General features: G+C 66.8%; 5 protein-coding genes. 4 read left to right on the top strand and 1 reads right to left on the bottom strand.

Features of this window, described 5'->3' with window-relative positions; genetic code table 11:
• The first annotated feature begins 357 nt into the window (after window positions 1–357).
• The 4 genes from gnd to NM2_RS25550 all read left to right on the top strand — a co-directional run bounded on the left by gnd (window position 358) and on the right by NM2_RS25550 (window position 4,109).
• Window positions 358–1,386: a phosphogluconate dehydrogenase (NAD(+)-dependent, decarboxylating) gene (gnd, locus tag NM2_RS25565; protein ID WP_067673615.1), complete on the top strand. Its 1,029-nt coding sequence runs from the start codon at window positions 358–360 to the stop codon at window positions 1,384–1,386.
• Window positions 1,387–1,510: 124 nt separating this feature from the next.
• Window positions 1,511–2,677, top strand: coding sequence for a glycoside hydrolase family 3 N-terminal domain-containing protein (locus NM2_RS25560; RefSeq protein ID WP_067673613.1), 1,167 nt, complete (start codon window positions 1,511–1,513; stop codon window positions 2,675–2,677).
• Between the two features lie 149 nt (window positions 2,678–2,826).
• On the top strand, window positions 2,827–3,426 hold the full coding sequence (locus NM2_RS25555; protein WP_067673611.1) for a TetR/AcrR family transcriptional regulator: 600 nt from the start codon (window positions 2,827–2,829) through the stop codon (window positions 3,424–3,426).
• Between the two features lie 56 nt (window positions 3,427–3,482).
• Window positions 3,483–4,109 (top strand): DUF5685 family protein, encoded by a 627-nt coding sequence (locus tag NM2_RS25550; protein WP_067673609.1) that lies wholly within the window; start codon window positions 3,483–3,485, stop codon window positions 4,107–4,109.
• Between the two features lie 1,318 nt (window positions 4,110–5,427).
• Here the strand turns inward: NM2_RS25550 and NM2_RS25540 are convergent.
• On the bottom strand, window positions 5,428–6,363 hold the full coding sequence (locus tag NM2_RS25540) for an AraC family transcriptional regulator (RefSeq protein ID WP_067673605.1): 936 nt from the start codon (window positions 6,361–6,363) through the stop codon (window positions 5,428–5,430).
• Between the last annotated feature and the right edge of the window lie 55 nt (window positions 6,364–6,418).

Genomic DNA, 6,418 nt, shown 5'->3' with positions numbered 1-6,418 from the left:
CCCGCGAAGCGATAGGTTCAGCGAGAAGACCTGCAGGTTTTCGGCGCGGCTCGTCGTTGCGCGGTCGAAGCGCATGGGCGAAGCCCGAGTCTCGACCGCGCAACGACGAGCCTCAGGGCGCCGAAAACACGCCGGAGCGAAGCGGAGGCCAAAAATACAGGGCCCCGTGCGGTTGCCGGGTCGGGGGTCTGGCAACTGCACGGAGCCGATCTGTGTATCGCGGCCCACGCCGGAGTGTTACACCACCGTGCGGGCGGGCCTGAGAATTTTTCCGACCTGACAGAGTGGACAATCGAGAAGGCTGCGGCGTGGAAGTGACGGACCTGCCGGAGCTCCGGGACGACACGAGGAGAAGGTATGCAGCTGGGAATGATCGGCCTCGGCCGGATGGGCGCGAACATCGTGCGCCGGATCGTCAAGGACGGGCACACCGCGGTCGGCTACGCTCGTCGCGAGAGCCAGATCAAGGAATTCGTCGACGAGCTGGGTGACAAGTTCACCGGTGCGACGGATTACAAGTCCTTCGTCGAGCAGCTCGCGGCCCCGCGCATCGTGTGGGTGATGATTCCGGCGGGTGCGACGGGTGCGGTCATCGACGAGGTCGCCGAGCTGCTGGATCCGGGCGACATCATCATCGACGGCGGTAACAGCCGGTACCACGAGGACATCAAGCGGTCCCAGGCGCTGGCGCCCAAGGGCATCCACTACATGGATATCGGCACCTCGGGCGGCGTGTGGGGGCTCGAGCGCGGCTACTGCCTGATGGTCGGCGGCGAGGCCGAGCAGGTCGCGCACATCGAACCGCTGCTGCGTTCGATCGCGCCCGGCGTCGACGCGGCCCCGCGCACCCCCGGCCGCACCGGTGAGCCCTCGCGCGCCGAACAGGGCTATCTGCACTGCGGTCCCGCCGGTGCGGGCCACTTCGTCAAGATGGTGCACAACGGCATCGAATACGGCGCCATGGCCGCCTACGCCGAGGGAATGAACATCCTGCACAAGGCGAATATCGGCGCGCAGCTCGAGGCCTCGCACTCCGCGGAGGAGACCCCGCTGGACAACCCGGAGTACTACCGGTACGACATCGACGTCCCGGAGGTCACCGAGCTGTGGCGGCGCGGTTCGGTGGTCGCGTCCTGGCTGCTGGACCTGACCGCGCAGCAGCTGCTGCTGGATCCGGAACTGTCCTCCTTCGGCGGCCGGGTGTCCGATTCGGGTGAGGGCCGCTGGACCATCTCCGCGGCCATCGACGAGGGCGTCCCCGCGCCGGTGCTGTCCGCGGCGCTGTTCGCCCGTTTCTCCTCGCGCGGCGAGGCGCTGTACGCGGACAAGGTGCTCTCGGCCATGCGCAAGGGCTTCGGCGGGCACAACGAGCTCCCGGCGAAGTAGAACTCGTCGAAATCTGCTGCCCCGCATCGTCATTCGATGCGGGGCGGTTGCGTTTCCGGACGGCGGCACGAGCCCGGCGTGCCCGCTGTGATCACCGGCGGCGACACCGGCTACCGTCGGACTCATGCGCAACGTTCGCGGGATCGTTCTTGCTGTGATGGCTGTCGGTTTGACCGCGTGCTCGAGCGGTTCCCCGACCTCGGCGCCGTCGAGTTCCACGACCGCTGCCCCCAAGCCCGCGCCCGCCACGACGCCTGTCACCACGACCAGGACTCAGGCGGACTGCAACGCGAGTTACCTCGCGCAGTTCACCACGCGGCGCAAGCTCGCGCAGTTGCTGACGGTCGGGGTGACCGGGGCAGCGGATGCGCAGAACGTGGTGGGCACCGATCAGGTCGGCGGGATCTTCGTCGGCAGCTGGACCGATCAGGCGCTGCTGGCCGACCATCAGATCGACCAGGTCAAGGCCGCGGCGAAGGTGCCGCTGATGGTGACCATCGACGAGGAGGGCGGCCGGGTCTCGCGGCTGAAGAACCTGATCGGCGCGGCCCCCGCGGCCCGGACCGCCGCGCAGACCATGACCGCGGACGAGTTCTACACCCAGAGCCTGGCGCGCGGTAAGGCGATGAAGGATCTGGGCATCACCGCCGATCTCGCGCCCGACGCCGACGTCAGCGATCAGGCCGCCGATTCGGTCATCGGGGACCGCTCGTTCTCCGACGATCCGAATGTGGTGACCTCCTTCGCCGGTTCGTTCATCCGGGCCATGCACGATGTGGGCCTCGGCGCGGTCATGAAGCATTTCCCGGGGCACGGCCACGGTTCCGGCGATTCGCACACCGGCGCGGTGCACACCCCGCCGCTGGCCGAGTTGCAGAACAACGACCTGGTGCCGTTCCGCAATCTGATCGGTTCGGGCGCGGCGGTCATGGTCGGCCACCTGGACGTTCCCGGGCTGACCACGCCGAACGTTCCGGCCAGTATCAGCCCGCAGGCGATGTCCCTGCTGCGGCAGGGCACCGGTTACGACGCCAAGCCTTTCGACGGCCCGATCTTCACCGACGACCTCGGCGGCATGGCCGCGATCAGCAACCGGATGAATATCGAGGACGCGGTCGCCGCTGCGCTCGAGGCCGGGGCCGACAATGCGCTGTGGACGACCAGCACGGCGGTCCCCCAGGTGCTCGACAAGCTCGAGCAGGAGGTGAACTCGGGCCGCCTGCCGATGGCCCAGGTGGACGCGTCGGTGCTGCGGATGGTCGAGTTCAAGGGCGTCACCCCGCACTGCTGATCGCACTGGCCCGAATGCGACAGTGATCCGGTCACCGAGCCCGTGAGCTGCGGACGCCCGTCCGCTCCCGGGCGACTTTCCGGCAATGCGCGATTCGCATAACTTACCTAGGAGTAAGATAAAGCTTTCATCATGGCCTAGGAGTGTGAATGGCAGGCGGTACGAAGCGGCTCCCCCGGGCGGTTCGTGAACAGCAGATGCTGGACGCCGCCGTCGAGGTGTTCTCCCGCAAGGGTTATCACGACACGTCGATGGATGCCATCGCCGCCGAGGCCAAGATATCCAAGCCGATGCTCTATCTGTACTACGGGTCCAAGGACGAACTGTTCCGGGCCTGCATCGCCCGCGAGAGTATGCGTTTCATCGAGGCCGTGGCCGTCGCGGGCAACCCCGCGCTGACTCCGCACGAACAGCTCCGCGCGGGCCTCGAGGCGTTCCTGTCCTACGTCGACAACCACCGCCTGTCCTGGCAGGTTCTCTACCGCCAGGCCCTGGGCCAGCAGCCGTTCGCCTCGGAGATCGCCAACAGCCGCGAGCGCGTCATCGAGTTGACCGCCAAACTCCTCGAATCCAGCGCGAAATACGCCGAGCCGGGTACGAATTTCGACATCGTCTCGGTAGCGGTCATCGGCGCGGGCGAGGCCATCGCGGATCGCATCGCCAGCGGGGAGGTCGAGGTGGCCGAGGCCGTCAACCTCCTCGACGATCTTGCCTGGCGTGGTCTGGCGGGCCGGAAGAAGGCCGAATAACCTGCGGGTTACGTTGCAGCACTGCGCAACTCTTTCCGGTTTCCTCGTCGGCACGGTTGCGGCGGAACGCGAAGCTGACAAAGTGTTGTCCGGCGCTCGACATCGGTCTCGACATCGAGCCGCTGATCGCCGCGATCGATGCTCACGCACAGCTCGAACGGACGATCGCGACGGCACCGCGTCCCGGAGCACTGGACGAACTGACCCGGGCCACGCAACTGTGCACGGCCGAATTGTTCGCGCACACCGCAATACTCGCCGGACGCCCGGAAAACGCATCCGCCCTGCGCGATGCCGGATGGCATTTCGGCCGCATCGCCCATCTCGCCGACGCGATCGAGGACCGTGAACAAGACCGCCGACGCGGCAGATTCAACCCCCTCACCGCCACCGGAACCACTCGGAAACAGGCGTATGCTCTACTGCGCGAATCGAATTCGCGAATCGAGGAAGCCCTGTGGCGAGCAGGTCTGTCGGCCACCCCGAGCGTCCGCTGGGCCCTGCTCGATCCGGTTTCCGGAGTAGTGCGCCGCATGCGCCGGACCGCCACAGCCTGCTCGGACGCGGCACACACCTGTTCCCATGGCCGCTGCGGAACCTCGCACGAGCACAGCGGAATTCCCGTGTCGACCGACCCCACCCACACCGTCCAGCTACTAGGCTTCCCCACCGCCCGGCCCTGATCGATCTCACCGCGAAATCCGGCTCGGCCGCGCGGGCCGCGAGGCGACACACGGAGTCTGCCGAACCAGGTTCGGCACCAGACCTTTTCGAACTCATCGCGGCACCGCGCTCGATCAAGCCGGCCACCGCCCTGAGCACGATCGAACCACCCCGGCCCTCACAGCGCCGGGCCGAACCAACGCTACCAACCGGATCCACACCGGGCAGCTCCCTATTCGCCCAACCCGAGCGGCTCGAATTCCTATGGGCCCCAACCTGGTAGAAACCCGTACGGCCCCGGCCCCCAGCCAGGCGCGAACCCGTACGACGCCGGACCCGGCACACCGAATCCCTATGGGCCCCAGCCCGGTACGAACCCGGGCGGTCCCGACCCGAGCAGCCCTCAATCGGGCGCGAACCCGTATGGCCCGGTCCCCGGCACACCCAATCAGACGAATCCCTTCGGCTCGCAACCCGGCACGCCGTACAACCCGAATGCCCCACGCCCATACGACATTCCGCCCCCGTTCAGCGATCGCCCGAACAACGCTCCGCGCCACGACCCCAGCGACCCTCCGCCCCCCGAAACGCCCAGGCATCGGAACAGGCCTGGCCATCATCTGCGGCGCGTACTGCACCGGCTACGCCTGCTGCGCCACCCACCGCCGCCCCTGCAGCGGCGTAGAGCAGTCCGCCTGGATCAGTCGCGGCGATTGCTGGAGCCAATGCTGTGACGGCTGCGGTGAATTCTGTTCCAGCGGCTGCGACGGCTGTTCCAATTGCTGCAGCTGCGACGGCTGCCCCTGTGACGGCTGCTGCGACGGTTGCTGCTGCGACAGCTGAACGCCACCAGCCCCACCGACGCCCACTCCCGCGACCGCCCTCCGATGCGCAGATTGCTGCCCTATTTGCGACTACCGCTCGTGCGGCTGCTGCTACTGCGACAAAGAGCCCGACTCGTACGGCATTTTCTCGTCAGTCAGCCTGCGCTGGAAAGCATTTCGTCAACCGGGGAATGCGGCTCCCACCGGTGGAGCGCCGGTACAGGTGAACCTCCCCTATCAGGCCGACGCGAGAGCGGTGCCGACGAAGGTTGTTCCGCAAGCCGAGTTCTACTCTGTCCTCGGCATCGCTGCGGTACCGGAGGTCGATGTACCGATGCCATTCGCTCTCCGATAGGCCGGTCCGGCCTGCCGCGTAGTGCGGCTTCCGTTTATGGGCATCGAAACAGCAAGCGCCGCGAGCCTTTCCGGCGACCATCGGATCCTCGTGCGACCCGATGGGTAAAGAGCGTGCGGCTCTCGGCTGTCCGGAAGGAGGTCGGCCAGCCGCGGGGGTTCAGTGGTTGCGTGCTTCCTGTGGTGTCGATCCGAACTTCGCTTTGAAGGAGGCTCCGAAGGCACTGAGTGAGCGGAAACCGCTGGTGTAGGCGATCTGGGCGACGGTTCGGTCGGGGGAGCTCTCGCGAAGAAGGCGACGTGCGTGGGCCAACCGCTCGGCGCGGATCAATCGGCTCGGCGTCGTACCGGTGTTCTGCAGTGCCAGTTGGACCTGTCGCAGGGACCAACCGAGGTGGTGCGCGATCGCTGACGGTGTGAGTTCGGGATCTGTGGCGTGTCGGCGGACGTAGTCGCGGACCGCGGCGTCAACCGCCCCGAGCGTGGTGGGCAACTCCGTACCGGACCGCAGGCACAGTTTGAGCAGTTCGATCGCCATGTCGGACGTCGTGGCGAAGCCGAGTCCATCGACGGCCGCGCGCTGCTTGCTGAGCTCGCTGATCATGTTGAAGGCGACCGATCCCACGCCCTGCCTCAAGTCGATCACCGCAGGTCCGGCACCGGCGTCGAGAGGCAGCGAACCGGCGGGGATGTTCATCACCCACCCGTGCGCGCTCTGCGCCTGCGCGAAGTCGAACGGACGTGCCTTGGTGACCACCGCGGCCTGTCCGGGCACCACCCGAACGGTGGTGTCGTCCTGTCGGAATTTCATTGTGCCGCCGGTCGGAACGACCACACGCAGGCTCGCATCATCATCCCGGCGAACATCCGTGCGCGTTCGTGCGTAGGTGATGCCGTCGGACCGAAAGCCGATCAACTGATAACCCGCGTAATGCTGGGCCTTCGTAGTGCCGTGGAATGTCGCGGCATCGGCGAAACGGAACTGCAGAGTGCCCTGATTTCGGCAGATGTGCTCGGCCCAGAAGTCGGCGGACTCACGCATGGAGACCGCGGTGGTGTCGACCTCCTGTACGAGATACGGCTCGGAATCTCTCATGAGCAACACTCCAGCGGCTTGCGCGTTCGCGTGCGTTCCATGCGCGCACGCGGTC

This window comes from Nocardia miyunensis NBRC 108239 (assembly GCF_001613065.1).
In the GTDB taxonomy this organism is placed as follows: domain Bacteria; phylum Actinomycetota; class Actinomycetes; order Mycobacteriales; family Mycobacteriaceae; genus Nocardia; species Nocardia miyunensis.
The sequence above is the reverse complement of the archived record's forward strand: the minus strand, read 5'-3'. Positions and strand labels throughout refer to the sequence as shown.